Here is a 25,155-nt window from a genome sequence, read left to right on the forward strand (position 1 = left end):
TATGGAATTCTCAATTGATAATAATATCAATGACGGCGCAGTAATCAAAGTCATCGGTGTCGGTGGCGGCGGTGGAAATGCTGTTAACCGTATGATTGAAGAAAATGTAAAAGGTGTTGAGTTCATCACTGCCAACACAGATGTCCAAGCATTGAAAAATTCAAAAGCTGAAACAGTTATCCAATTAGGACCTAAATATACACGCGGACTAGGTGCAGGCTCTCAACCAGAAGTTGGTCAAAAAGCTGCCGAAGAAAGTGAACAAGCTTTACGCGAAGCCTTAGATGGCGCTGACATGATTTTCATTACTGCAGGTATGGGAGGCGGAACTGGTACAGGTGCTGCTCCAATCGTAGCAGGAATTGCTAAAGAACTTGGTGCTTTAACTGTTGGTGTCGTAACTCGACCATTCACTTTTGAAGGACCAAAACGTGGCAGATTTGCTGCTGAAGGTATCGCACGTTTGAAAGAAAACGTCGATACATTATTGATTATCTCAAACAACCGTCTTCTTGAAGTAGTTGACAAGAAAACACCAATGTTAGAAGCTTTCCGTGAAGCTGATAATGTATTACGTCAAGGGGTTCAAGGGATCTCAGATTTGATTACAGCCCCAGGTTACGTTAACCTTGACTTTGCTGATGTGAAAACTGTTATGGAAAACCAAGGAACAGCGTTAATGGGTATCGGTGTAGCAAGCGGTGAAGAACGTGTGATCGAAGCAACGAAGAAAGCTATTTCTTCTCCACTTCTTGAAACATCAATTGATGGAGCTGAGCAAGTCTTGCTTAACATCACTGGTGGGTTAGACATGACTTTATTTGAAGCTCAAGATGCTTCAGATATCGTAGCAAATGCTGCTACAGGCGATGTTAACATCATTCTAGGTACATCAATCAATGAAGAAATGGGCGATGAAATCCGTGTAACGGTTATTGCAACGGGTATCGACGAATCAAAAAAGGAACGCAAGTCTAGTCGTCCGGCTAGACAAACACAAATGCAATCATCTACTCAAAAAACAGTTTTAGATATGGATCAAGCAAAACCAATCTCTGCTGAAGAAGAAAATAGCAGTTTTGGTGACTGGGACATCAGACGTGAACAAAATGTCCGTCCTAGAGTTGAAGAAACGAATTTTGAACCTATCGAAAAAAAAGAATTTGATACATTCAATCGTGAAGAAACAAAAGCAAAAGGTGACGATGAATTAAGTACACCACCATTTTTCCGTCGTAAAAAATAAAGGAGGAAGAGCACATGATTGCTGACAACTTGCTAAAAATCGAGCAAGAGATTCAGGACTCGTGTGCTCTTGTTCATCGTGATCCGAAAGAAGTCACACTAGTCGCTGTCACCAAATCAGTGGATTCTGCTACGGCAGAAAAATTGATTGAACAGGGTGTAAAAAACTGCGCAGAAAACCGCGTAGATAAATTGTTACAAAAAAAACAAGATTTAGTTAATTATCCTGATGTAAAGTGGCATTTAATTGGTAATTTGCAGCGTAGAAAGGTAAAATTGATTATAAATGAAATTGATTGCTTTCACGCATTAGACAGTTTGAAATTAGCAGAAGAAATACAAAAAAGGGCAACAAAACCCCTCGATTGTTTTGTGGAAGTGAATGTATCTGGTGAAGCATCCAAACATGGTTTTTCGCCAGAAGAGCTGGTTCCTTTTATCGAATCTTTAGTTGCTTTGTCTAAAATAAAGGTTGTTGGTTTAATGACGATGGCACCTAAAGAGGCTTCTGCTAAACAAATTCGCAAAGTATTTGGAACGCTGAAAGAATTGCGTGATCTTGTTCATTCGAAAGGTTTTTCGCATGCACCATGTACGGAATTAAGCATGGGAATGAGTCAGGACTTTCAACTGGCAATCGAAGAAGGTGCCACATTCATCCGTGTAGGAACAGCGCTATTCAAAGACGAGGAGGAACAATAATGCCACTTTTAAATAGAGGTGCGATTGCTAATTTTTTCGGATTAGCTGATGAGGAAGAGTACGAGGAGTATCCTGAAACATCTAAGCCGGCTGTAGCACAGCCTACAACAAAAAAGAAACCAATACAGCCAACACAATCTCAAATGAGCCAGCCAAGAGCTGTCTCAAAGCCACGTTCGCAACAAACAACACGTCCTGTTGCTCGTGAAAGTGTAGCGGCAAATGAAACAAAAAAAGTGATTGAATTACATCAAACACCAGCTAAAAAAACACGTAAAGAAGAAACAGCAAAAACTTCTTTTGCACCTAAAACAAATTTAGCTGGAAAAATTACGGTCATGGAACCACGAGCTTATTCTGAAGCAATGGCTATTGCTAAACGAATCATTGCTGGTGAAGCAACATTAGTAAATTTCCATTTAGTAGAAGAAAAACAAGCGAGAAGAATCGTTGATTTTTTAACTGGCACTGTCTATGCATTAGATGGTGACATTAAGCGAGTAGGTGACGAGATTTTTCTATGCACGCCAACTGGAATGGAAATCGATAGTTCAACAGCACAATCTTTTGCAGACGTGAACCTATTTGACCTATAAGAGGAGGAACGACAATTTATATTATTTTTATATTACTTAATCTGCTGGGACGAGCAGCCTACTTTTACAGTCTTTTGTTAATGGTTTATGCACTTTTATCCTGGTTTCCAGGAGGATATCAATCAGGGATTGGTCGCTTTTTAGCAAAAATCTGTGAACCGTATATCCAGTTATTTGATCGGCTTCCACTTCGATTTGGTGGAATTGATTTTACGATTCTAGCTGCGATCTTGATTTTAAACTTAGCAGTACAAGGTCTTCAACATATCGTTTTATGGATAGTCATGGCAATTTATTAAAACGATCAAAGGAGTAGCTGATAGGAGGGGAAAATATGGATGCTAATGTTTATCAGCATTTCCGTGCAGATGAACGTTCTTTCATCGATTCAGTAGGTGATTGGATCGAACAGGTACAAGGGCAATATGCACCTTATCTTACTGACTTTCTTGATCCAAGACAATCCTATATACTAGAGACGCTGATCCGTCAAGATAGTGAATTACACTTTTCATTTTATGGCGGTTATGAGCAAGCAGAACGGAAGCGATGTTTGATTTTTCCTGACTATTATGAGCCTACTGACGAAGATTTTGAGGTGTCACTTTATGAAATCCATTATCCGAGTAAGTTTGCTAGTTTGACTCATGGAAAAGTATTAGGTACATTGGTTGGTACAGGTATCAAACGAGCTTACTTTGGTGATATCATTTCTGATGGTGATCGTTGGCAAGTGTTCATCGCAAGAGAAGTTGAACAGTTTGTAGCAACGCAAGTAACAAAAATCGGCAAAGTCTCTGTTCGGATGGAGCCAATCAAGTATACGGAATTACTTGTGCCAAAAGATGGTTGGACACAAGAAAGAGGTACAGTGACTTCATTGAGACTAGACAGCGTGATCTCGGAGATTTATAATATTTCCAGACAGCGTTCGAAGCAGCTGATTGAGTCTGGAAAAGTAAAAGTAAATTGGACAGAAAATACACGCCCTGATTTTTTACTTGAGTTATTAGATATCGTTTCGATCAGAGGATTTGGTCGAATCCAAATTCAAGAACTTGAAGGAAAAACTAAAAAAGAAAAATACAGGGTATTATTTGGTGTATTACGTAAATAAAACAAAAAGGTGGTTTACACATGGCTTTAACTCCATTAGATATCCAAAACAAAACATTCCCCACAAAAATGCGGGGATACAATCAAGACGAAGTAGATGATTTCTTAGATTTAGTTGTTCGTGACTATGAAGAAATCACGCAACGAAACCGTGAACTTGAAAAAGCAGTGAAACATTCAGAAGAAAAATTAGAATATTTCAATGAACTAAAAGATGCATTGAATCAGTCAATCATCGTTGCACAAGACACAGCGGATAAAGTTAAAACAAGTGCAAGTAAAGAGTCCGAAGTAATCGTGACATCTGCTCAAAACAAAGCGGATGAATTAGTGGCTACGGCTGAAAAACGTGCGCACCAATTAACGACAGATGCGGAAGAAAAAGCAAGACAAATCCTAACAGATGCAACTGAAAAAGCAAAACAGCTAGCAGTTGAAACAGAAGACTTAAAGAAAAAAACACGAGTTTTCCACCAACGAATCAGCTTGATGTTAGAATCTCAATTAGAACAAGTAAAAAGTCCAGAATGGGATGAAATTTTACAACCTTTCTCAAGCTATGTGTCAGATAGTCATGAAGTGATCAAAGAAGTTTTAGCAAAACAACTTGACAATGAAAATCAAACTGATGTAAACTCAGACACAGGCATCATGGAAGCACCAATGACTGCATTTGATACACAGGCGATCGATATTTCGATCATTCCTGGTGATGACGAAGAGTAGAACAGAAAAGCATTTTGTCATTCTTTTCAGCGAGCCGATGATAGTGGAAGTTCGGCAAGACCCTGCAAAGTGAAAGATCCTCTACGAAAATTGTTTCTGAAATAGGAGTAAGAAACAACGGTTGACCTCGTTATTGGTTTTTAAGAGTTACATGATCATGTAACTGAATTTGGGTGGTACCACGGCATGTTCGTCCCTTTGGATGAACATGCTTTTTTGTGTTCTTTAAAATGATGAAAGAAGGAGCGTAACTGGTTTATGAAAATGAAAGAAACCTTACAACTAGGTAAAACAAAATTCCCAATGCGTGGTAATTTGCCTAATCGTGAAGCGGATTGGCAAAAAGAATGGGAAGAAAATAAAATTTATCAAAAAAGACAAGAATTAAATGAAGGAAAGCCAAGTTTCATCTTACATGATGGACCTCCTTATGCAAATGGAAATATCCATTTAGGACATTCATTAAATAAAATCAGTAAAGATATCATTATCCGTTCAAAATCAATGTCAGGATTTCGTGCACCTTATGTTCCAGGTTGGGATACTCACGGTTTACCGATTGAACAAGTATTAGCCAATAAAGGGATCAAACGAAAAGAAATGACAATGTCAGAGTACTTAGAAAAATGTCGTGAATATGCCCTTTCACAAGTCGACAAACAACGAGAAGATTTCAAACGACTAGGAGTGGCAGGCGATTGGGAGCATCCATATGTCACGTTGGATCCTTCTTACGAAGCGGCACAAATCCGTGTTTTCGGTAAAATGGCTGAAAAAGGCTATATCTATAAAGGATTGAAACCAATCTATTGGTCTCCGTCAAGTGAATCTTCACTTGCTGAAGCAGAAATCGAATATAAAGATGTGAAGTCTCCTTCTATCTTTGTGGCTTTCAATGTGAAAGATGGCAAAGGGTTGTTAGATGAAGATACAGCTTTCGTTATTTGGACAACTACGCCATGGACATTACCAGCAAACCAAGGGATTGCAGTAAATCCAACTTATACGTACGTTTTAATCGAAGCAGATGGACGTAAATTTGTCGTTGCAAAAGATTTATTAGAAAAAGTTCAAACTGAAATCGGTTGGTCTGATGTTCAGGTGTTGAAAGAGATTGCTGGTCAGGAAATGGAATACATGACTGCTTGGCATCCGTTTTATGAGCGGGAATCATTAGTTATCTTAGGTGACCATGTAACTTTAGACGCTGGTACTGGATTAGTCCATACAGCACCAGGTCACGGGGAAGATGACTATATTGCAGGAAACAGATATAAATTGCCAGTAGTTTCTCCAGTGGATTCAAAAGGGGTTTATACAGAAGAAGCACCAGGATTTGAAGGGGTCTTTTACGACAAAGCGAATCCAATGATTACTGATTTGTTACAAGAAAAAGGTGCTTTATTAAAACTTGACTTCTTTACGCATAGTTATCCTCATGACTGGCGTACGAAAAAACCTGTGATTTATCGTGCTACACCACAATGGTTTGCATCAATCGACGATTTCCGACAAAATATTTTAGAGGAAGTAGAGAAAGTAGATTGGATCATTCCTTGGGGGAAAACACGTCTTTATAATATGATCCGTGATCGTGGCGACTGGGTTATTTCACGTCAACGTGCATGGGGTGTGCCATTGCCAATCTTTTACGCTGAAAATGGGGAAGCAATCATTACGCCGGAAACGATTGAACACGTAGCGCAATTGTTTGCTGAACATGGTTCAATCATTTGGTTTGAGAAAGAAGCGAAAGATCTTCTTCCAGAAGGCTTTACGCATCCAGGATCACCGAATGGACAGTTTACGAAAGAAACAGATATCATGGATGTTTGGTTTGATTCAGGTTCTTCTCACGAAGCAGTCTTGCGTCAACGTCCAGAACTATCATTCCCAGCTGATATGTATTTAGAAGGTTCTGATCAATACCGTGGCTGGTTCAATTCAAGTATTACTACAAGTGTGGCAATCAATGGGGTTGCACCGTATAAATCTGTCCTTTCTCAAGGGTTCACTCTGGATGGCGAAGGGCGTAAGATGAGTAAGTCGTTAGGTAACACGATCTTGCCAGATAAAGTGATCAAACAATTTGGTGCGGATATCTTACGTTTGTGGGTAGCTAGTGTGGATTATGAAGCAGATGTACGTGTATCCATGGACATTTTAAGCCAAGTAGCAGAAGTTTACCGCAAAATCAGAAATACGATGCGCTTCTTGATTGCAAATACTGAAGACTTCGATCCACAAAAAGATACGATTTCATTTGAAGAATTACGTTCTGTAGATAAATATATGACTATCCGATTGAACGAAGTGATTAAAGAAATTCGTGAAGAAGGATATGAGAAATATAACTTCATGCACATCTATCGTACCGTAATGAACTTTTTAACAGTAGATCTATCTGCGTTCTATCTGGATTTTGCTAAAGATGTTGTTTATATCGAATCAGAAAATGATTACCAACGCCGTTGCATGCAAACTGTGTTTTATCAAACAGCAGTAGCTTTAACAAAATTATTAACACCGATTATTCCACATACTGCAGAAGAAATTTGGTCTTTCTTAAAAGAAGAAGAAGAGTTTGTTCAATTAAGTGAACTTCCAGGTTACCAAGAGTATCCAAATCAAGAAGAATTGATGGATACTTGGGCAGCATTTATGGACTTCCGTGATAAAGTGTTAAAAGCTTTAGAAGAAGCACGAAACAATAAATTGATCGGTAAATCTTTGGAAGCGAAGTTGACGATCTATCCAAATGAACAAGTTCGTGGATTGCTGACAGCTGTGGATGCGGATATTCCACAATTGTTGATCGTGTCACCAGATTACTATGAAGTGATGTCAGCTAACGCAGAAGTACCAGAAGCTGCGGTGAAATTTGATGACGTAGCCATTTTAGTAGAAAAAGCTGACGGACAAACATGCGATCGTTGTCGTCAAATTCGCAAAGACGTAGGCGTTGATGAAAAATTACCACACTTATGTGGACGCTGTGCGCACATCGTTGAAGAAAACTATCCAGAAGCAGTGGCAGAAGGATTTGAATAAAAATTTGGTCATGTTTGGTGACTAAAGGAAAGTTATCTAAAAAACATCAAAGTTAGTAAGAGTTACTAGCTTTGATGTTTTTCGTTTTAATAGAGTGATTTCATTATCCATATAGAGCTGAGAGGAGCCAAAAAGTCTGGGATATTAATCAGAACATAACTGATTAATATCCCAGACTCTTAATGTTAGTAAATTTTTACTTTTAAACGTTACACACAGCTAGTCTTCTAGCTTCCCACGATCACGGTACCAGCCATCTGGTTGCCAGATCCATTCAAACCCATCTTTTTCCAGCAATTCAAATGCAGCTTCTGGTCCCATTGTTCCAGCTTTATAATTAGGGAATTCAGGTTCCACTTGATCCCAAGCTTTACGAATGACATCGACGATATGCCAAGATTGAGCAACTTCTTCCCAATGTGAAAAGTTTGTACCATCACCTTTTAAAGCATCTAAAAGCAGCTTCTCATAAGCTTCAGGACTGTTTTCAACCATTTCAGCGCTATTGCGGTACTCTAATCTTCTAAATTCAGTGTTAAACCCTTGTCCAACCTCTTTTCCATTTAATGTTAAAGAGAAACCTTCCGTTGGTTGGATATAAATCGTTAAAACATTTGGTGGTAATGTCCTATCTTCACAAGGTTCATCTTCGACCGAAGTTTTAAAAACATTGACTGGGACTTGTTTAAAGACGATATTGATCCGAGTTCCTTTTTCTGTCAAACGTTTCCCAGTGCGCACATAAAAGGGAACACCTGACCAGCGGAAATTGTCAATGACAAACTTCCCAGCTACAAAAGTTTCGGTAGTAGATTCAGGATCTACTTTATCTTCTTCACGATAGCCTTTAAATGTATTACCATCTAACTCACCAGGTGCATATTGCCCACGGATAAAGTTTTTTAATGCTTCAGATTTTTCATAGATTCGCACAGCTTTCAGTGCCTTGATTTTTTCTGCACGAATTTCTTTTTCAGAAAAGGCGACAGGAGGTTCCATCGCTAAAAGTGCTAGTACTTGTAGAATGTGGTTTTGGACCATATCTTTTAAAGCACCACTGTGATCATAGTAGCCACCACGATCTTCAACACCTAAAGCTTCACCGAATGTAATCTGAATATTATCGATATAGCGATTGTTCCATTGTGATTCAAAAATGTTATTAGCAAAACGAATTGCTGAGATATTTTGGATCATTTCTTTACCTAAATAATGATCAATCCTAAAAATATCTTGTTCAGGGAAGACTTGACGGATCTTTTCATTCAGCTCGAATGCAGATTGATAATCTGAACCAAATGGTTTTTCGATGATCAAGCGATTATAACCATTTTCAGTAACGATATGTTGCGATTTAAGATGAGAAACGATCGTACCGAAAAATTCTGGAGACATGGCTAAATAATAGATGCGATTGCCAGCTAATTGGTAGGTTTCATCTAAGCGGTCAGCTAGGTCTTTTAAAGTATTGTAGTGGGTAGAATCATTTACATCATGTGATTGATAGTAGAAATGACTAGCAAATTCTTTTGCTTCTTCTTCAGTCGGATTCAAGGACTGGATCGTCGAAGCGACCACTTCACGATAATGTTCATCGCTCCAAGGTCTACGAGCAGTACCGATTACTGCAAAATGTTTTCCTAGATTTCCTTTTTTATAAAGGCGGAACAAGGAAGGATACAATTTGCGTTGTGCTAAATCACCTGTACCACCAAAGATTGTAAATAAGACATTTTTTTCATTAGCCATATGGGTGTACTCCTTTATAATTTGTCGACAAAAATCGTACTGGCTGCTTTAAAGCTGACAGGGATTTTCTTTTGTTGATTTTGGATTGTGATCGGTCCTTCATAAGCGGCAACATCTACAATCTCGTATTCTTCATCAATGTTTAAGTCAATCGTCACAAGATAGTCCAATAGTTCTTTTTCATCCAACACTCGAGCGATGCGAACTTTAGAACCAACTGGATAAGACTCTAATGTTTGTCTACGTTCTTCATGAACCACTTGTTCTTTTTTAGGAATAATTCCACCATGTGGACAGTGCATAGGATGATTCAAATAGTCTTCTAAATGGTCAGCAAGTTGTTCTGAAGTCACATGTTCCAACACTTCAGCATCATCATGGACTTCGTTCCAGCTATAATCTAAATGTTCGACTAAAAAAACTTCCCATAAACGATGTTTGCGAATCAAACTACTTGCCTTTTGTAAGCCAGTCTCCGTAAGTTGAACTCCTTGATAAGGAGAATGCTCAACGAGTTGTTCTTTCACAAGTTTGGAAATCATTTCGCTAACAGAAGCTGGAGACACAGCAAGACTGGAAACGATTTGTTTATTATTTACTTTTGTCGTGTCTCCGCCTAATTCCAAAATGATTTTCAAGTAATCTTCTCGATTTGGTGTCATGTTTAATCATCCTTTCATGGTATGAAACCATCATTAGTAAGTTTATCAAAAAAAACATCAAATGACTATTTTTCTAGACAAAAAACGTAAAATAAACGAAGAAATACAGAAAGGTAAATCAATGATGAAGGGAATGAAAAGCGTTTGGGATATAGGACTTGCTCTAAAAGTCGTTCAAGAAGTGGCTCTATCAAAAATAAGCCGAAGAATTCCAAAAACAGGAGGAGATTTTTGGAAATTCTTCGACTTATTTCTCAGAGTTAGCCGCTCTTGTCACACCCTCTTTTGAGGAACTATTTTGTTTTGTCAACGTATAAGAAGTATCGGATGATTCATCATAAAAGGTCGTATCACTGTATGATAGGATCAAATAAAAACCATATTGATCTCGCAAGACGAGTTGCTGTGGAGTTAGTTCGACCAATTCCGTTACTAAGGAGTGACCGTTGATAGATAAATCAAACGTTTCTGTGACCAGTAGTTGTTGTTTTTGTTGATTTTTATCTATAAAGGTCCAGGTTCCATGATATTGCGTTGGATCAAAGTCTTTGGTGGTTGGCTGTTTCTTTTTCAGAAAGAATTTTCCAAATAAAATAGCAAAAAATGCAAGGATTCCATAAAGTGTTTTTTTACGTATCATACGATTGTCACTCCTAACCTCTTTTAATTCCAACGATCATTTTCTGTCAGTTTCATTGTACCTAAAAAAAATAAAGATTTCTCTAGGACTTTCGACTGGTTTTTCAAGAGTTTTTTGTGAAATTATGGTAGGATACATAGTAGGAAGAAAGGTGACCGTTTTTGAAGTACCAGCAAGTAGAAATCGCTTTTTTTATTGAACGACCGAATCGTTTCATCGCTCATTGCTTGAACCAACAAGGAGAAGTGATCGTAGCCCATGTGAAAAACACTGGAAGAGGTAAAGAAGTCCTTCTACCAGGAGCGAAAGTAGCGGTTGCATATACACCTAGTTTAAAACGGAAAACAGATTATGATTTAATTGCTGTGAAAAAAGGGGATAACTGGTTCAATATCGATAGTCAACTTCCCAACCGTTTGGCATTAGAAGGAATTTTATCTGGAACAATCCAGTTGCCATCGTTGATCGGAAAAATCGTTAAGTTCAAGCGTGAAGTCCGCTATCGACAGTCCATATTTGATATTTATTTAGAAACAGATTCAGGACAAAAAGTGTTCGTCGAAGTAAAGGGAATGACTTTAGAAAATAAAGGAATTGGGGCGTTTCCTGATGCGCCAACGTTACGAGGTTTAAAACATGTGAAAGAATTAGTGGAAGCGCGACAGGAAGGCTATGAAACTTACGTGTTGTTTATCGCACAGTTTGAACACCTTCATCTGGCAACAATCAACGAAGCAATGCAACCGGAGTTAGCCAATATCATACGCTACGGACAGTTAAACGGCGTGAATGTTTTAGCCTATAATTGTCAGGTAACAGCGGATTGTGTCAATTTGAAACAAGCCATACCATTTGATGTAGAGGCATCGTTTGAAGACCCGAATAAATAGAAAGAAGGTAAATGAAATGATCAATTTAGGAATTATTGGTACCAACTGGATCACCCATCAATTTGTGCAAGCAGCATTAAGCACGAAACAATATGAATTAACAGCAGTTTATTCGAGACATTTAGAAAAAGCACAAGAATTTGGCGCCAAGTATGAGGGAGATATTGCCTATGCGACAGATTTAGAAACTTTTTTTGGTCTGGAACATCTTGATACGGTATACATTGCTTCGCCTAACAGCCTGCATTTTCAACAAGCAAAACAAGGCATTTTAGCAGGGAAAAATGTTATTGTTGAAAAACCGGCATTTAGTACGCCTAAAGAAATGGATGAGATCATTCATCTAGCGAATGAGAAAAATGTTTATTTTTTTGAAGCTGCACGAAACATCCATGAAGCAGGATTCAAAAAAATTGCTGACTATCTTCCATTGAAAGATGAGATCCTCGGTGCCAACTTTAGTTATATGAAATATTCTTCTCGTTACGATCAAGTACTAGCAGGAGAAGTACCAAATATTTTCTCTACCCGATTTTCTGGTGGTGCGCTGATGGATCTGGGCGTTTATCTCGTTTATGCTACGATAGGATGGTTTGGGATGCCTTCAGAAGTTCACTATTTCCCACGAAAGATCTCAACTGGTGTTGATGGATTAGGTTGGGGGATCTTGCGTTATGAGACCTTTGATGTCACGATTCAACCTGGTAAAATCGGGGATTCTTACTTACCTTCAGAAATCTACTTTAATTCAGGAACATTAGTCATGAATGGGGTCAATGCGATTGAAAAAGCAGAGTTCCATGATCGAGAACATCAGGAAATTGATGCATTAGCAATTACCGCAGCTGAAAATCCCATGGCAGAAGAGGCAGCTGATTTTGCCAATGTGATCAATCATCCAAACGATCCAGCTTGGGGATTACGATATGAAGAATGGATCGAACTTGCTCGCAATGTGAACCAAGTAGTTTACGATCTTAGAATAAATGGTGGCATCAAATTTGATGCCGATAATGAGGACGATTTTTAAAATGAATGAATTTGTAAAAAACTTTCCACAAGCTTGGCAAGAAAAATGGCAGGAAAAGGGATTTCAAACACCCTCTCTGATCCAACAGGCTGCTTTTCAACCGCTTAAAGAAAAAGAATCAATTATTGGTATTTCACCAACCGGCTCAGGCAAAACATTAGCTTATCTTTTACCTTTGCTGCTGAATGTCCCTAAAGAGGGGGGAAGTACTTTACTAATCCTTGTTTCTTCGCAAGAATTAGCAATTCAAGTCGCAGAAGTGGCTCGTGAGTGGTCAAAAGGATTGGCATTAAAAGTCCAATCACTTGTGGGCGGAGCTAACGTCAAAAGGCAGATCGAAGGTTTGAAAAAACGACCAGAAGTGCTAGTAGGAACTCCTGGACGGGTGCTGGAATTGATGAAGACCAAAAAATTAAAAGCTCATCAGTTGCAAACGATTGTTTTTGATGAAGCAGATCAATTGTTTGATGAGGGGAATCGTTCATTAGTGGAACAAATTTTGCGACAAGCCCCTGTGGACTATCAATTAGTATTCTTCTCAGCAACAGCTGATCGCTCAATCAGTAAAATTGAAGAAATCACAAAGGCTTCCATCCCAGTTGTTGATGTCACAAAAGACGATGACTCTAGAAAAGGTCAGCAACATTACTATTTAAGGATACCACCTCGTAAAAAAGAAGAGTATTTGAGACGGCTTGCTTATGTCACAGATTTTCATGGACTAGTCTTTTTCAACCAACTCAATGAATTAGGGACAATGGAAGAAAAATTACAATTTCGTGGTGTTTCAGTTGGCAGCTTAGCTTCCGATCAAAATAAATTGTTACGTAAAGCAGCACTTGATCAATTCAAGAATAAAAAAATCACGATGTTGTTCACGACTGACGTAGCAGCCAGAGGATTAGATATCGAACAATTACCTTATGTTGTGAATGCCGAAATTCCCTTAACGGAAGAAGCTTATCTGCATCGTTCAGGGCGAACCGGACGGATGGGGAAAGACGGAACCGTGATCACGTTCGTGCAAGATCATACAGTTAAAGAGTTGAAAAAATTAACACGTCATATGGCGATTGATATGGAAGAGATTTTTCTTCATGGTGGACAATTAGTCAAAGAATTGCCACAAAAAGAACTCTCACAAAAAGAAGAAGCCAATGACAAAAACACAAAAAAAACTGCTCCATTTGGTCCTTCGAAAAAAGAACAAGTTGAAAAAAATAGTACGCCAAAGAAAAAGCTTAAAAACAAACAAAAAAAGCAGAAAAATAAAGGAGCAAGGCGCAAATAAGCGCCTTTTTGTGTTATTATATTGAAAACGCAATCAGCGTTATTTGAGGATAGTGGGGGATTGTATGAACGAAAGACAAGAAGAAATATTGGATCTATTGCATGAGAAACAGCAAGGATTGACGGCAAGTGATGTGGCAAAACATCTAAAAATCGATCGAAGTAATGCAAGTCGATATCTCAGCGATCTCTATAAAGACCGCTATATTATCAAAAGTTCCGGCAGACCAGTCGTCTATTCATTGCCTCCGCAAAAAACAGCCTCTGACAAAGTTCACGTTGATGCATCGACCCAAGTGACGTTTGATACACTAGTTGGTGAAAATGATTCTTTGAAAGTAAGCATCCAGCAAGCTAAGGCAGCCATATTATATCCTCCTCGAGGATTGCATACAATCATTTTTGGTGAGACAGGAACGGGTAAATCGATGTTTGCAGAATGTATGTATCATTTTGCGATTGATTCTGAAATGCTCTCAGAAGATGCACCTTTTATTTCATTTAACTGTGCGGATTATGCGCAGAATCCACAGTTACTGTTTGGACATATTTTTGGAATCAAAAAAGGAGCTTATACTGGGGCATCGCAAGATAGTCAAGGGTTGATTGCGAAAGCGAATGGCGGGATCTTGTTTCTTGATGAAATTCATCGTTTACCTCCGGAAGGACAAGAAATGTTGTTTACTTTTATTGATAAAGGGGTCTATCGTCCGTTGGGAGAAAGCGCCCACGTCCATGAAGCATCTGTTCAGATCATTGGAGCAACCACCGAGTCATCCGAAAGTTTTTTGACAACCTTTAATCGCCGAATTCCTATGGCAATCACATTACCAAATCTGGCTTCTCGTTCATTAGATGAACGTTATGAAATCATTTCTTTATTTATCAAACAAGAAGCCAATCGTTTGAATCAACGTATTGATATCGAAAAAGAAGCCATTTTGGCATTTATGCTTTATGATGCAGAAGGAAATATCGGACAAGTCAAGCGTGATTTGAAATTAGTGTGTGCGAAGTCATTTTTACATTATCGGACACATAATGAAGAAAAACTGATCATTCGTAAAGAAGAACTGTCTCTCCAAGTACAAAAAGGGTTGTTGAAAATCAAAGAAGTACCTGAACGTTTGGATCGCTTTATGGATAGTAAGAGTCAATACCTGACTTTTGAGCCTGGTTTTGCTGATGTTGTTTGGTCACAAGATCCAGAACGAAACATGCAGGTCTATAATGATATCGAAGAAAAAATGCTTTCTTTATCAGAAACGGGTGTCGAAAGTATTGATTTAGAAACTTTGATCTCGAAAGATGTAGATGCTTATTTCCAAACTTATGTCAAAGAGTTGACAAAGAGTACGATTCCAAAAGATCTGTTGCCAGATGACATTTGGCGGTTAACCAACGAGTTATACGATGTTGCAGAAGCTAGGTTGGATCGAATCTACAATGAAAAAGCTCGATTTGCCTTTGCCCTTCATTTGCAAAGTACATTGGATCGGGTCAAAGAAGGACACATGATTGTTCATCCTGATCTCAACAACGTACGCAAAAATTTTAAAAAGGAATTTCAAGTAGCCATTGATTTATCTACGATCATTGAAGAAGAACAACAAATTGAAATTCCGTTTGACGAAATTGGTTTTATCAGTATGTTTCTTTCCATTAATCTTGGCGAAAGTGAACCAGTAAAAGAAAATAAAGTTGAGGTCTTAGTTTTGATGCACGGCAGACAAACCGCCTCAAGTATGTTGGAAATGGCGCAAGAATTATTAGGAACGAAATTAGGTACAGCATTTAATATGCCGTTAGCCATGGAAGTCCAAACGATGTATGAAGAAGTGCTGGCTTATGTTCAAAATCGTCAGGCAAGTCTGACGAATGGATTGATCTTACTGACGGATATGGGTTCTTTAAATACCTTTGGTGACTTGATTTTTGAAGAGACTGGAATCAAAACGAAAGCAATTACAATGAGTAGTACGATGATCGTGATTGAGGCATTACGGATGGCGAATGTTGGGCGGAGCTTGGAAGATATCTATCAAAGTATCCAGATTTCCTTTGAAACGATCGTCAAGGACCAATTCAAAGAAGAACAAACTGAGACCTATGAACGTAAAAAAGCGGTGATCGTTACTTGTTTTACTGGGGAAGGTGTAGCAGCTAAATTATACCAGCGGATTGTTCCTGTAATCGACCAGAAAAAGGTCGAAGTGATCCAAATGCAGTTTTTAGAACGAGAATCATTTAAGCGACACATTGATGCATTATTAGAAGAATATGAGATCAAAGCAATTGCGGGCACGGTAGATGTGGATTACCAAAATATTCCGTTTTTCTCAGCGTATGATGTCTTCAACGATGAGAAATTGAATATGCTCAAGCGGATCGCTGATGATGAAGTTCCAACTGCCAAAATCGTTGATTCATTAAAAGATTCGTTAAATTCGATTTCTTCGGTAGAGCTTTTGATCCATTCTTTACAAAAAAATATCCAGCAAATCCAAACGGATCTCTCAATTATAGTAGAGCCAGGAGTAGACATTGGGATCGTGATTCATTTAGCCTTTTTACTGGATGGACTGATCAAGCATGAGAAGACCCGAGAATTTGAGAATCTGTCTACTTTCTCAAAAATTTATCGTTTAGAAATGGACATCGTTCGAACGAATCTTATTGGATTGGAACGGAAATATCAGGTGAATATCCCAGAAAATGAGATTGCCTTCTTAACGCAAATGTTTATTGAAAATAAAATTAAAAAATAAAACACACTAATCTATTTTTTTACACAGATAACATCAGTGTGCGCACAGAAAAGAAGGACCAAAGGCTATGAAAACGCTATTTTGGTTCTTTTTTTGTTTGGCATGCTTCTTGCATTATAAAAATGTGTAAAACAAATTAAAAGGAGTGGAGAAAATGGCGAAAAAAACGATTATGTTAGTATGCTCTGCGGGGATGAGTACAAGTTTGCTAGTTACGAAAATGCAAAAAGCTGCAGAAGAAAAAGGAATGGAGGCAGATATTTTTGCTGTTTCAGCTTCAGACGCTGATAATAATCTTGAAGCAAAAAATGTCGATGTCTTACTTTTAGGACCTCAAGTCCGGTTTATGAAAGCTCAATTTGAGCAAAAATTAGCACCGAAAGGGATTCCGCTAGATGTAATCAATATGCAAGATTACGGCATGATGAATGGTGCAAAAGTACTAGAACAAGCCGAAAATTTGATGCAATAAATCTATAGGAAATGGAGGAAAAAATGTGGAAGATCAACAAAATCTCGAAGCCATCATGGGACTCATCATGTTTGGTGGTAATGCCAAGAGCGATGCAATGGAAGCGATTTCTGCGGCTAAAAAAGGTAATTTCGAGTTAGCGGATCAAAAAATAATGGATGCAAAGGAATCATTAGTCCAAGCCCATCATTCACAGACGCAAATGTTGACACAAGAAGCACAAGGAAACCATGTTCAGGTCACGTTATTGACCGTACACAGTCAAGACCATTTAATGACGTCGATTGCTTTTACTGATTTAGCAGAAGAACTTATTGAACTTTACCGAAGAATCAATGTCGAATAAAGACAGATGAACGAAAATAGAACCTTCTTTTTTGAACGGAAGAAGAAAAAATTTTGAACGGATTTTTTTAATTTGGTATGAGGAAGCAATTCTTTATATAAACAACTTATAGGAGGATATAAAAATGAACGGATTAACAAGTTGGATGGAGAAATACATCCTTCCGGTTGCCGCAAAAATTGGCGCGCAGAAACATTTAGTTGCTTTGCGTGACGCTTTTATCGGTACTTTACCTGCAACAATGGCGGGATCAGTCGCTGTAATGATCAATGCAATTATTCGAGATTTACCACAGCAATTTAATAGTACGTATGCAGATAGTTTAGCAGCGGACAAAGGAATTTTTGCAGTATTAAATGTTATTATTGGAATTAATGGATTTGTATGGAATGGAACTTTAGCAATTGCCGGCTTGATTTTTGCCTTTTCTTGGGGATACAATCTTGCGAGAGCTTATGGGGTCAATGACCTAGCCGGAGGGATCGTTGGTCTGGCAACTTTGATCCAAGGAATTTCTTTTGGTCCTTCATTGTCAGCCGCTTTGAACGTGAATGTTCCGCAAAATATCGTTGATGCCATCAATGGAACAGAATTAGGGGCAACGATCGCGGATGGAAATTTATCTGTTGGTCTTTGGGGTTGGCTAAAACTTGATCATTTAAATGGAAACTCTTATTTCACAGTCATGATCATGGGTGCTATTTCTGTCATTATTTTCTGTAAATTAATGTTAGCCAACATTACGATCAAAATGCCAGATTCTGTACCACCAGCAGTATCGAAGGCTTTTGCCGCAATTCTGCCAGCAACGATCGCTTTATATGTCATTGCTATTATTAATTATATCGTTGGCCGTATCGCTGACGGACAATTGATCATTGATTTAGTTCAAAAATATATCGCTGAACCTTTCTTGGGATTATCTCAAGGGATCGGTGCTGTTTTGATCGTTACGGTCTTTGTTCAGATCTTCTGGTTCTTTGGTATTCATGGACCAAACGTGTTAGCTCCAGTTTTAGAAGGAATTTGGGGTCAAGCACAATTGATCAATATCGATATTTTCCAAAAAGGTTACAATGGCAAAACAGGAACACCTGCAGTCTTAGATGCAATTGAAGATGGTAAGGCTTATATGTGGGTTCGTGGATCCTTTGATGCCTTCGCTTGGTTCGGGGGTTCTGGTGGTACGATCGTTCTATTGATTGCTATTTTACTCCTTTCTAAACGTGCCGATTATTTGACAGTTGCCAAATTGTCGATCGGACCTGGTATTTTCAATATCAATGAACCAGTTATGTTTGGTTTACCGATTGTATTGAACGCTATCATGTTCATCCCATTCTTATTAGCACCTGTTGTTGCAACAGCTATAGGTTGGGGAGCAACTTACTTTGGTTTGGTCGCCCCAGTATCGCAGTCAGTCGTGTGGGTTGTTCCACCATTCTTACTCTCGTTCCTAGCTACCGGAGCAGACTGGCGTGCGCCAATCGTGACATTAGTATGTATGATCGTGACTTTCTTGATCTGGGCACCGTTCGTTATCTCAGCGAATAAGATGGATCCAGCAGCAGGCGAACAATAAAAATCAATGAGCAGAAGCATTTTTTGCTTCTGCTCTCTAAACAATAATCTAGGAGGAACTAAAATGATTTCAATCGCAAGTGCCATGCAACAAGATGCTATCAAAGAGTTATTAGAAGGTTACAATGAAGATGGCTTTTCATATACATTTAAAGAAAAACAAGGGATCAAATTGTTTTTTGAGACGAGCGCACAAGATAAAGAAGCAGCAGCACAAAAAGCAAAAGCATTAATCAAAGCACAACCATGGGGCACTGTTTTATATTTTCAAGCAACAGCAGTTTAACTGGTTGTAAGATAGGAAGGGTTCAAAATGATGAAAAACGGCTTATTTTTATGTAGTATTGGTTCACTGATCGTATTGTATTGTTTAAATCCTAGTTCGCAAAACTATGATTTGTATAGTATGGCTACAGGACTATTTCTGGCAGGTTTAGGTATACATTTCTTTTTAAAAGGGAAAAAAAGAGAAGAAGCAAAGGGGAAAAATAGCTAATGGAAATCGTTAAAACTTTAAATATTCCAGCATCCTTTTTCTATGATAAAGTGATGGACTCTGTCCTTTTTGATGTACGTAAAGCGACTGGAAAATCGGTTACTCGTAAACAACTTAAAAACCTTGAATACGTCAAACAATTCTCACAAAATAGCCGCGCTCGCATCAAGATCGAGGAAGTTATTGAAAATCAGTCGTATAAATTTCGAACATCTACCACAAAAAATGATTATGTCGTCCATTATCAAATCAAAGCGTTAGATGATAAAACCTGCGAAGTACGTTATACGGAACAAATGCAATCATATGGGATGCTACAAAAATTGAATGATATGATTTTAGGAACGATGTTGATGTATTTTAAAAAACGTCGCTTCAAAAAAATGTTAGTAATGATCGAAGAAACTTACTAGTAAAAAACTAATTGTGGCAAGAAGCAGTTGATTCAGCTAAATAGTGATTTATTGAAATAACATTTTTATTTTGATAAAGTGACTATGGTTGGATCACTGAACTTGACACAATTTTTTATTGTTTTTGATGGAAGGGGTAACAAAAATGGCAAATGAAGTAAAAGAACTTGGTGTTGCTTATCAAGAAGCGATGTTTGAACTAGCAACCTATGCATTTAATGCGCAGGATACACCTGCAAGACGTGAACGATTCAAACTGATCGTTGAAAATTCATGGAATTATGGTTTTTTTGACGAGGAAGAGCAACTCACTAGCCAAGTAATGGCGACGCCTTTTTCTGTTGAATTTTATGGGCAACAGTATTTAATGGCAGGAATCGGTTATGTAGCATCTTATCCTGAAGCTAGGGGACAAGGCGGGATCAATCAAATCATGGAAAAAATCTTAAAAGATTGCCGTGAAAGAAAAGTAAGTCTTTCTTATCTTGCTCCATTTTCTTACCCATTTTATCGTCGCTACGGTTATGAGCAATTGTTTGATAAAATCAATTATCAATTGGATAGTCGAGATGTACCGAACGTGAAAAAGACGGCTGGCAAAATGAAACGAGTGACTTTTGAACAAGCAAAAGAAGTCATAGAAATGATTTATAAACAAATGCCAGCAAATCAACGTGGTGGATTAAGTAGAGAAGACTGGTGGTATACTTATAAGTTTAAGCAAAAGACAGATAATCATTATGCGCTGTATTACGATGAATCTGGTCAAGCAGCGGGATATGTGGTTTACCAGTTAACGGCACCAACATTTGTAGTAGTGGAATGGGGCTATTTGAGTCATGAAGCCTTTCAAGGATTAGTGAGGTTTGTTAGTTCCCATAGTGGGGCGTTTGCTTCTTTTGACTATGCTTGTGGTTATTCAGGTAGTGATCAAAATTATTTGCTTAAAAATCCTTTTGCACAAATGACGATCACGCCATATATGATGGGCAGAATTGTTGATCTTGAGTTGTTTTTGAAAGACTATCCTTTCAAAAAACAAGCGCTCACTTTTGCTTTAGAAGTAACAGATGATCCTTACGCACAGTGGAATGAAGGGATCTTTGAGATCACTGTATCAAATGCAGAGGTGAAAATTGAAAAAGTAACAGAAACAAAATTACCAACCATCAGTGGCACCATTCAACGCATGACTCAATTATTAATGGGGTATCGTCAGATGGAAGAACTTGTTTTTTACAATCACATCCAATTGTCAACTGAAGCTCTATTAGAAATGGCGCCATGCTTTCCAAGTCAGCAACCTATTCTAAATGATTATTTTTAAAATGAACGTAAAATGTTTGTTGCTCAACGCATATAACGCCCTCCAAGGTTTTCGACGAATTCTTGGAGGGCGTTATCGTATAAAAAGCTATTTTGAAATTTTTTCGATATCATTCTGAAAATCAGATTGCTTTTTTGCCACTGATTTATCTCATTTCTCTACAGCAAATCTTCTTTTTTAGTAAACTTGAATTTGCGACTTTCTTTTTTCTGAGGTTTTTCATCTTCATGCTGTTTAATGGCTTCTTTTGATAGTTGTTCTCGTTCTTGTTTAGAAGCATCAAAGCGTTCAGCATATACTTCTTCTTTTGGTTTGTCTTTCATAAATAAAACCTCCCTCATCACTTGTTGGATAATTCTATTTTATCACTCGTCAAAAGCTAGTGGAAACGTTTTGCTTAGGAAGAAAAATGATTTTTCTAAGAGAAGCTTGCATGTGCTTCTTAAACAAGCTAAAATAATATTATTGAGAACTTGTTCCTGTAGCTCAGTAGGATAGAGCAATCGCCTCCTAAGCGATAGGTCGCTGGTTCAATTCCAGTCAGGAACGTTAAAAACCTGTAACCGTTGTGGTTCAGGTTTTTTTGTTTGTGTGGGACCAAGATAGTTTTCTACGCTACATTCGATTTTTCTGGTGAATGAAAGACAGCTTTTCTAAATTTTTTTGATAAAGGAAAAGTAAACATACAAATAAGCAATAATAACTGGCTCAAAGTGATGATAGTTAAGCAAACTGTTTGGTATTTGACCAGTAAATAAAAATGGATGCCTAATTCGATAATATTAATCAAGATAAGGTACAAGTAGTATTGTTTCTTTATTTTACATTGATAAATACAGTAGAAACTGAACCGATAATCTAAACAAACCAAAAATAGTAAAATGAATTTGTGAATAGTCGTGAGCATATCATGTTGGTTAGCTAAACGATGAAAAAATAATAATACAGTCGGCAGAGGGATATAAAGTGTTAATAGTAAGACAAAAAAATAAACAATAAAAGGCATACTATCTCTCCATCATTTTTTCTAATTTTTAATAATGAATGTTGTTTTTGTCAATCTTATCAAAAAACAGAAAATGTATTAATAGAATTTCGTGATAGATAGTATAAATAATTTTTATAAAAAACTTGAACAACAGGATCAAAAAATCGCTTATTCGACCATCTTTCAGTGATCAGCAGGGAAAAGTGTTGTCTGTAATAGAAATAATCATCACAAAAAAGAGAAGAAGTCTGTAGTACCCCAAAAAGTTAGACCAAAAATCTAACTTTTGGAGGTCGTTTAAGATTTCTCCTCTTTTTTTGTATCGTTTTATCAGATTAAGCCCAGTCACCATTTCTAAATACTGGAACAGTAGAACCGTCTTCACGGATACCGTCAATATTCATTTGGTCAGAACCAACCATAAAATCAACATGGGTTTGACTACGGTTAAGACCAGCTTGCACAAGTTCTTCATCGGTCATTTCAGTACCACCTTCGACACTAAAGGCATACGCAGATCCTAGAGCTAAGTGATTCGACGCGTTTTCGTCAAATAACGTATTGTAAAAGATAATACCCGATTGAGAAATTGGCGAAGGATCGGGAACGAGCGCTACTTCTCCTAATGAGCGTGCGCCTTCATCAGTGTTGAGCAAGGTTTCCAATACTTCTTGACCTTGTTCAGCAGAAAAATCAATGACTTTTCCAGCTTCAAAAGTAAACTTCATCCCTGAGATGATCGTACCTGCATAGCTCAATGGTTTTGTACTAGAGATATAACCATCGATCCGTCGGTAATCAGGTGCAGTAAACACTTCTTCAGTAGGCATATTTGCCATGAATTTTTCTCCACGGGAGTTGTAACTTCCTGCGCCTTCCCAAAGATGATTTTTTGGTAGGCCAATGACGATATCTGTGCCAGGGGCAGTATAGTGTAGGGCAGTAAACTGTTCTTGATTTAATTCAGCAGCTTTTTTCGCTAATTTTTCATCATGTTCTTTCCAAGCCTGTACAGGATCTTCTTCGTAAATACGAGTTGTTTTAAAAATTTGATCCCATAACGCATCCAGTTGTTCTTCTTCTGGTAAATCTGGGAAAACTTTAGCTGCCCATTGTTTACCAGCCGCAGCGACTACAGTCCAGCTTACTTTATTTGCTTGGGTCGCTTTTCTTAGATTCATCATTGCTTTGCCAGCGGCAGTTTGATACGTAGCGATTCGTTTTCCATCTACGCCACCAAAAGCATCTGGATCGGCAGATACAACACTGATTCGGCTAGCGCCTTTAGCGATCCAATCATCAGTCTGATCAATTTTATATTGTGGAACAGTTTCAAGGCGGTCTTGTGCAGCGTAAGAAAGAAATTCTTTTTGGATCACGTCGTCCGTCCATTGTACGATCACTTCAGCTGCACCTAAACGATAGGCTTCTTTGGTGATCAAGCGAGCTAATGGGGCTTGATCGACGTTGATTTGTAAAACAACTGTATGGTCTTTTTCGACGTTTACGCCGGTTTCAACAATTAATCGTGCATATTTTTCGAGGTTCTCATTAAAATTTTCTAACATAATCCATTTCCTCCTAATGTTTCATCCAATAGCTATTTGTATGATAACATTTAATTCTTTTAGAGACAATCTGCCAGAATCGTAAAATAAAAAAATGGATGTTCTTCTAAATGATGTCTAGAATTTATAAAATTGATTGTTTTTAAAGTAATTTTTTAAAAATAAAAAAACAAGTTGTGCATAACAAAATAATCATGTTACAATTAAATTAATCAATGGTGGAAGCGTTATAAATAATTTCAAGGAGATTAAAAAATTATGGCAAGAAAAAAGACGATCACAAAAGATCAGATTTTGGCAGCCGCTTTTGAAGTGGCTACCACAGAAGGATTTTCAAAATTTACGGCAAGGAATATTGCAAATAAAATGAATTGTTCGACTCAACCGATTTATCTTGAGTTCAAAAACATGGATGATCTGAAGCAAGCCTTATTTGCTCAGATTTACGAGTACTTGAAGCATGAAGTGTTCCCAGTTGTACATACAGGAAATACCATTATCGATTTAGCTGTAAACTATATTGATTTTGCCAATCGAGAGAAAAAATTATACAGTTCTCTGTACTTAGAAGAATATGGTGGGGGAAGGGAGATGCAAAACTTCTCTTATAATTATTTTGTCGAGACGGTCAAGAAAGATCCAGAGTATGCTGATCTATCTGCGGAACAAATTGAGTCTTTGCATAACACAATTTGGATCATCGCTACAGGATTAGCGGCACTGATGTCTTCAAGTATCATTCATCCGACCAAGGAACAAATTGAAAAAATGATCCAAGATAGCATCAATGCGACGCTAAATACGAAAGAAACGATCCAAGTGAATTAAACAAACTACTTGAAGTATTTCTCGAAAGTCTTTCTCAAACATACACATTGATTTTTTGAAATTAAAAAAGCTTCTAAAAACATGATAAAAAGAACGTGTGACGCTAACTCTCTCCAGCATCACACGTTTTTTTTATCAAATAATTGAAGTTTTGCCAAAAGTTCTCAGCTGTGAGCTGACTGCTTTGGCCTATAATTTTGAAACAAGCGCCTTAGCAAATGCTTCGAGTTTTTCGATGTCTTCTTCTTCAGCGTTTAAATCAACTTTAACATTTTCTGTTCCTTTGACTGCTCCTGTTTTCGCAAAGGCAGCATCGAAGTCATCTACGGACTTACAAAATTCATCATAAAAAGTGTCTCCAGAACCACAAACGCCATAGATTTTTCCAGACAAGTCAAGTTCTTGTAAATCTTCATATAAGTCTACGATCTCATCTGGTAAGTCACCATCATCGTATGTATAAGTTGCGACGACACAAATATCTGCATCCTCAAATTCATCTGCATCCACTTGAGTACATTCATTGATTTCAACATCAATATCTAAATTTTCAAAAGCTTCTGCTACGATATCAGCAATTTCTTCTGTATTGCCAGTCATACTTGCGTAAACGATTTTTGCTAAAGCCATGGGTTGCCTCCTACTTATTGATATATGATCCTCTAACATTT

General features: G+C 37.8%; 26 protein-coding genes, 1 tRNA gene and 1 other annotated feature. Of the genes, 20 read left to right on the top strand and 7 right to left on the bottom strand.

Annotation, left to right across the window (positions count from 1 at the left end):
* Position 1 precedes the first annotated feature (1 nt).
* From ftsZ to ileS, 7 genes are all read left to right on the top strand, one after another.
* Positions 2 to 1,246 (top strand): cell division protein FtsZ, encoded by a 1,245-nt coding sequence (ftsZ, locus tag IGL28_RS03785; protein ID WP_010719775.1) that lies wholly within the window; start codon positions 2 to 4, stop codon positions 1,244 to 1,246.
* Between the two features lie 14 nt (positions 1,247 to 1,260).
* The gene (locus tag IGL28_RS03790) at positions 1,261 to 1,947 is read left to right on the top strand and encodes a YggS family pyridoxal phosphate-dependent enzyme (RefSeq protein WP_010719774.1); all 687 of its coding nucleotides are present in this window, start codon (positions 1,261 to 1,263) and stop codon (positions 1,945 to 1,947) included.
* Positions 1,947 to 2,543: a cell division protein SepF gene (locus tag IGL28_RS03795; protein ID WP_081128580.1), complete on the top strand. Its 597-nt coding sequence runs from the start codon at positions 1,947 to 1,949 to the stop codon at positions 2,541 to 2,543. Before IGL28_RS03790 ends, IGL28_RS03795 begins: the two co-directional genes overlap by 1 nt.
* 29 nt (positions 2,544 to 2,572) lie before the next feature.
* Complete coding sequence (locus tag IGL28_RS03800; RefSeq protein ID WP_034686156.1) at positions 2,573 to 2,842, top strand: YggT family protein; 270 nt, start codon at positions 2,573 to 2,575, stop codon at positions 2,840 to 2,842.
* A 35-nt stretch (positions 2,843 to 2,877) separates the two neighbouring features.
* A complete protein-coding gene (locus IGL28_RS03805; RefSeq protein WP_010738197.1) occupies positions 2,878 to 3,660 on the top strand; it encodes an RNA-binding protein in 783 nt (260 codons plus the stop codon).
* Between the two features lie 20 nt (positions 3,661 to 3,680).
* Positions 3,681 to 4,385 carry a DivIVA domain-containing protein gene (locus IGL28_RS03810; RefSeq protein ID WP_010719771.1) on the top strand — a complete coding sequence of 235 codons (705 nt, stop codon included), beginning with the start codon at positions 3,681 to 3,683 and terminating at the stop codon, positions 4,383 to 4,385.
* Positions 4,369 to 4,586, top strand: a binding site (T-box leader). Its footprint overlaps the gene before it by 17 nt.
* Positions 4,587 to 4,643: 57 nt before the next feature.
* Positions 4,644 to 7,436, top strand: a complete 2,793-nt coding sequence (gene ileS / locus IGL28_RS03815; RefSeq protein WP_010738196.1) for an isoleucine--tRNA ligase — start codon at positions 4,644 to 4,646, stop codon at positions 7,434 to 7,436.
* A 219-nt stretch (positions 7,437 to 7,655) separates the two neighbouring features.
* Here the strand turns inward: ileS and zwf are convergent, their stop codons facing one another.
* The 3 genes from zwf to IGL28_RS03830 form a co-directional block, all read right to left on the bottom strand.
* Positions 7,656 to 9,185, bottom strand: a complete 1,530-nt coding sequence (gene zwf / locus IGL28_RS03820; RefSeq protein WP_081128582.1) for a glucose-6-phosphate dehydrogenase — start codon at positions 9,183 to 9,185, stop codon at positions 7,656 to 7,658.
* 14 nt (positions 9,186 to 9,199) lie between these two features.
* Entirely contained in the window at positions 9,200 to 9,847 is a 648-nt protein-coding gene (locus IGL28_RS03825; protein ID WP_010719768.1) for a metal-dependent transcriptional regulator, read from the bottom strand.
* Positions 9,848 to 10,094: 247 nt separating this feature from the next.
* A complete protein-coding gene (locus IGL28_RS03830) occupies positions 10,095 to 10,487 on the bottom strand; it encodes a DUF4828 domain-containing protein (RefSeq protein WP_010738194.1) in 393 nt (130 codons plus the stop codon).
* 161 nt (positions 10,488 to 10,648) lie between these two features.
* On the opposite strand from IGL28_RS03830, the gene sfsA reads away from it, so the two are divergent.
* The 11 genes from sfsA to IGL28_RS03885 all read left to right on the top strand — a co-directional run bounded on the left by sfsA (position 10,649) and on the right by IGL28_RS03885 (position 21,100).
* On the top strand, positions 10,649 to 11,377 hold the full coding sequence (gene sfsA / locus IGL28_RS03835) for a DNA/RNA nuclease SfsA (RefSeq protein WP_010719767.1): 729 nt from the start codon (positions 10,649 to 10,651) through the stop codon (positions 11,375 to 11,377).
* A gap of 16 nt (positions 11,378 to 11,393) precedes the next feature.
* Positions 11,394 to 12,407: a Gfo/Idh/MocA family protein gene (locus IGL28_RS03840; protein WP_010738192.1), complete on the top strand. Its 1,014-nt coding sequence runs from the start codon at positions 11,394 to 11,396 to the stop codon at positions 12,405 to 12,407.
* 1 nt (position 12,408) lies between these two features.
* On the top strand, positions 12,409 to 13,698 hold the full coding sequence (locus IGL28_RS03845; protein ID WP_081128584.1) for a DEAD/DEAH box helicase: 1,290 nt from the start codon (positions 12,409 to 12,411) through the stop codon (positions 13,696 to 13,698).
* A gap of 64 nt (positions 13,699 to 13,762) precedes the next feature.
* Positions 13,763 to 16,465 (top strand): sigma 54-interacting transcriptional regulator, encoded by a 2,703-nt coding sequence (locus IGL28_RS03850; RefSeq protein WP_438843895.1) that lies wholly within the window; start codon positions 13,763 to 13,765, stop codon positions 16,463 to 16,465.
* 154 nt (positions 16,466 to 16,619) lie between these two features.
* Positions 16,620 to 16,937, top strand: coding sequence for a PTS sugar transporter subunit IIB (locus tag IGL28_RS03855; protein WP_010719763.1), 318 nt, complete (start codon positions 16,620 to 16,622; stop codon positions 16,935 to 16,937).
* Positions 16,938 to 16,962: 25 nt separating this feature from the next.
* Positions 16,963 to 17,283 (top strand): PTS lactose/cellobiose transporter subunit IIA, encoded by a 321-nt coding sequence (locus tag IGL28_RS03860; RefSeq protein ID WP_010719762.1) that lies wholly within the window; start codon positions 16,963 to 16,965, stop codon positions 17,281 to 17,283.
* Between the two features lie 124 nt (positions 17,284 to 17,407).
* Positions 17,408 to 18,865 carry a PTS sugar transporter subunit IIC gene (locus IGL28_RS03865; protein WP_034698839.1) on the top strand — a complete coding sequence of 486 codons (1,458 nt, stop codon included), beginning with the start codon at positions 17,408 to 17,410 and terminating at the stop codon, positions 18,863 to 18,865.
* A 63-nt stretch (positions 18,866 to 18,928) separates the two neighbouring features.
* Positions 18,929 to 19,150 (top strand): hypothetical protein, encoded by a 222-nt coding sequence (locus IGL28_RS03870; protein ID WP_010719760.1) that lies wholly within the window; start codon positions 18,929 to 18,931, stop codon positions 19,148 to 19,150.
* Positions 19,151 to 19,177: 27 nt separating this feature from the next.
* The gene (locus IGL28_RS03875; protein ID WP_010719759.1) at positions 19,178 to 19,360 is read left to right on the top strand and encodes a DUF3188 domain-containing protein; all 183 of its coding nucleotides are present in this window, start codon (positions 19,178 to 19,180) and stop codon (positions 19,358 to 19,360) included.
* Positions 19,360 to 19,773: a DUF3284 domain-containing protein gene (locus tag IGL28_RS03880; RefSeq protein WP_010719758.1), complete on the top strand. Its 414-nt coding sequence runs from the start codon at positions 19,360 to 19,362 to the stop codon at positions 19,771 to 19,773. The genes IGL28_RS03875 and IGL28_RS03880 overlap by 1 nt, the downstream gene beginning before the upstream one ends.
* A 145-nt stretch (positions 19,774 to 19,918) precedes the next feature.
* Positions 19,919 to 21,100, top strand: a complete 1,182-nt coding sequence (locus tag IGL28_RS03885; protein WP_010719757.1) for a GNAT family N-acetyltransferase — start codon at positions 19,919 to 19,921, stop codon at positions 21,098 to 21,100.
* Positions 21,101 to 21,258: 158 nt separating this feature from the next.
* Here IGL28_RS03885 and IGL28_RS03890 read toward each other — a convergent pair whose 3' ends face one another.
* Positions 21,259 to 21,423 (bottom strand): hypothetical protein, encoded by a 165-nt coding sequence (locus IGL28_RS03890; RefSeq protein ID WP_010719756.1) that lies wholly within the window; start codon positions 21,421 to 21,423, stop codon positions 21,259 to 21,261.
* A 152-nt stretch (positions 21,424 to 21,575) separates the two neighbouring features.
* On the opposite strand from IGL28_RS03890, the gene IGL28_RS03895 reads away from it, so the two are divergent.
* Positions 21,576 to 21,649: transfer RNA gene (locus IGL28_RS03895), tRNA-Arg, on the top strand.
* A 61-nt stretch (positions 21,650 to 21,710) separates the two neighbouring features.
* Here IGL28_RS03895 and IGL28_RS03900 read toward each other — a convergent pair.
* Positions 21,711 to 22,106, bottom strand: a complete 396-nt coding sequence (locus IGL28_RS03900; protein ID WP_081128588.1) for a hypothetical protein — start codon at positions 22,104 to 22,106, stop codon at positions 21,711 to 21,713.
* A gap of 317 nt (positions 22,107 to 22,423) precedes the next feature.
* Entirely contained in the window at positions 22,424 to 23,656 is a 1,233-nt protein-coding gene (locus IGL28_RS03905; protein WP_081128590.1) for an aminopeptidase, read from the bottom strand.
* A 258-nt stretch (positions 23,657 to 23,914) separates the two neighbouring features.
* On the opposite strand from IGL28_RS03905, the gene IGL28_RS03910 reads away from it, so the two are divergent.
* The gene (locus tag IGL28_RS03910) at positions 23,915 to 24,484 is read left to right on the top strand and encodes a TetR/AcrR family transcriptional regulator (protein WP_010738183.1); all 570 of its coding nucleotides are present in this window, start codon (positions 23,915 to 23,917) and stop codon (positions 24,482 to 24,484) included.
* 189 nt (positions 24,485 to 24,673) lie between these two features.
* On the opposite strand, the gene IGL28_RS03915 is transcribed toward IGL28_RS03910, so the two are convergent.
* The gene (locus IGL28_RS03915; protein WP_010719752.1) at positions 24,674 to 25,114 is read right to left on the bottom strand and encodes a flavodoxin; all 441 of its coding nucleotides are present in this window, start codon (positions 25,112 to 25,114) and stop codon (positions 24,674 to 24,676) included.
* Between the last annotated feature and the right edge of the window lie 41 nt (positions 25,115 to 25,155).

The organism is Enterococcus sp. AZ077, assembly GCF_051714965.1.
GTDB classification, from domain to species: domain Bacteria; phylum Bacillota; class Bacilli; order Lactobacillales; family Enterococcaceae; genus Enterococcus_B; species Enterococcus_B hirae.

Bases quoted from the DNA above. Each gene is read 5' to 3' on its own strand.
- ftsZ (WP_010719775.1), top strand. From the start codon at position 2: ATGGAATTCTCAATTGATAATAATATCAATGACGGCGCAGTAATCAAA.
- IGL28_RS03790 (WP_010719774.1), top strand. From the start codon at position 1,261: ATGATTGCTGACAACTTGCTAAAAATCGAGCAAGAGATTCAGGACTCG.
- IGL28_RS03795 (WP_081128580.1), top strand. From the start codon at position 1,947: ATGCCACTTTTAAATAGAGGTGCGATTGCTAATTTTTTCGGATTAGCT.
- IGL28_RS03805 (WP_010738197.1), top strand. From the start codon at position 2,878: ATGGATGCTAATGTTTATCAGCATTTCCGTGCAGATGAACGTTCTTTC.
- IGL28_RS03810 (WP_010719771.1), top strand. From the start codon at position 3,681: ATGGCTTTAACTCCATTAGATATCCAAAACAAAACATTCCCCACAAAA.
- ileS (WP_010738196.1), top strand. From the start codon at position 4,644: ATGAAAATGAAAGAAACCTTACAACTAGGTAAAACAAAATTCCCAATG.
- zwf (WP_081128582.1), bottom strand. From the start codon at position 9,185: ATGGCTAATGAAAAAAATGTCTTATTTACAATCTTTGGTGGTACAGGT.
- IGL28_RS03825 (WP_010719768.1), bottom strand. From the start codon at position 9,847: ATGACACCAAATCGAGAAGATTACTTGAAAATCATTTTGGAATTAGGC.
- IGL28_RS03830 (WP_010738194.1), bottom strand. From the start codon at position 10,487: ATGATACGTAAAAAAACACTTTATGGAATCCTTGCATTTTTTGCTATT.
- IGL28_RS03840 (WP_010738192.1), top strand. From the start codon at position 11,394: ATGATCAATTTAGGAATTATTGGTACCAACTGGATCACCCATCAATTT.
- IGL28_RS03845 (WP_081128584.1), top strand. From the start codon at position 12,409: ATGAATGAATTTGTAAAAAACTTTCCACAAGCTTGGCAAGAAAAATGG.
- IGL28_RS03850 (WP_438843895.1), top strand. From the start codon at position 13,763: ATGAACGAAAGACAAGAAGAAATATTGGATCTATTGCATGAGAAACAG.
- IGL28_RS03855 (WP_010719763.1), top strand. From the start codon at position 16,620: ATGGCGAAAAAAACGATTATGTTAGTATGCTCTGCGGGGATGAGTACA.
- IGL28_RS03865 (WP_034698839.1), top strand. From the start codon at position 17,408: ATGAACGGATTAACAAGTTGGATGGAGAAATACATCCTTCCGGTTGCC.
- IGL28_RS03870 (WP_010719760.1), top strand. From the start codon at position 18,929: ATGATTTCAATCGCAAGTGCCATGCAACAAGATGCTATCAAAGAGTTA.
- IGL28_RS03875 (WP_010719759.1), top strand. From the start codon at position 19,178: ATGATGAAAAACGGCTTATTTTTATGTAGTATTGGTTCACTGATCGTA.
- IGL28_RS03880 (WP_010719758.1), top strand. From the start codon at position 19,360: ATGGAAATCGTTAAAACTTTAAATATTCCAGCATCCTTTTTCTATGAT.
- IGL28_RS03885 (WP_010719757.1), top strand. From the start codon at position 19,919: ATGGCAAATGAAGTAAAAGAACTTGGTGTTGCTTATCAAGAAGCGATG.
- IGL28_RS03890 (WP_010719756.1), bottom strand. From the start codon at position 21,423: ATGAAAGACAAACCAAAAGAAGAAGTATATGCTGAACGCTTTGATGCT.
- IGL28_RS03900 (WP_081128588.1), bottom strand. From the start codon at position 22,106: ATGCCTTTTATTGTTTATTTTTTTGTCTTACTATTAACACTTTATATC.
- IGL28_RS03905 (WP_081128590.1), bottom strand. From the start codon at position 23,656: ATGTTAGAAAATTTTAATGAGAACCTCGAAAAATATGCACGATTAATT.
- IGL28_RS03910 (WP_010738183.1), top strand. From the start codon at position 23,915: ATGGCAAGAAAAAAGACGATCACAAAAGATCAGATTTTGGCAGCCGCT.
- IGL28_RS03915 (WP_010719752.1), bottom strand. From the start codon at position 25,114: ATGGCTTTAGCAAAAATCGTTTACGCAAGTATGACTGGCAATACAGAA.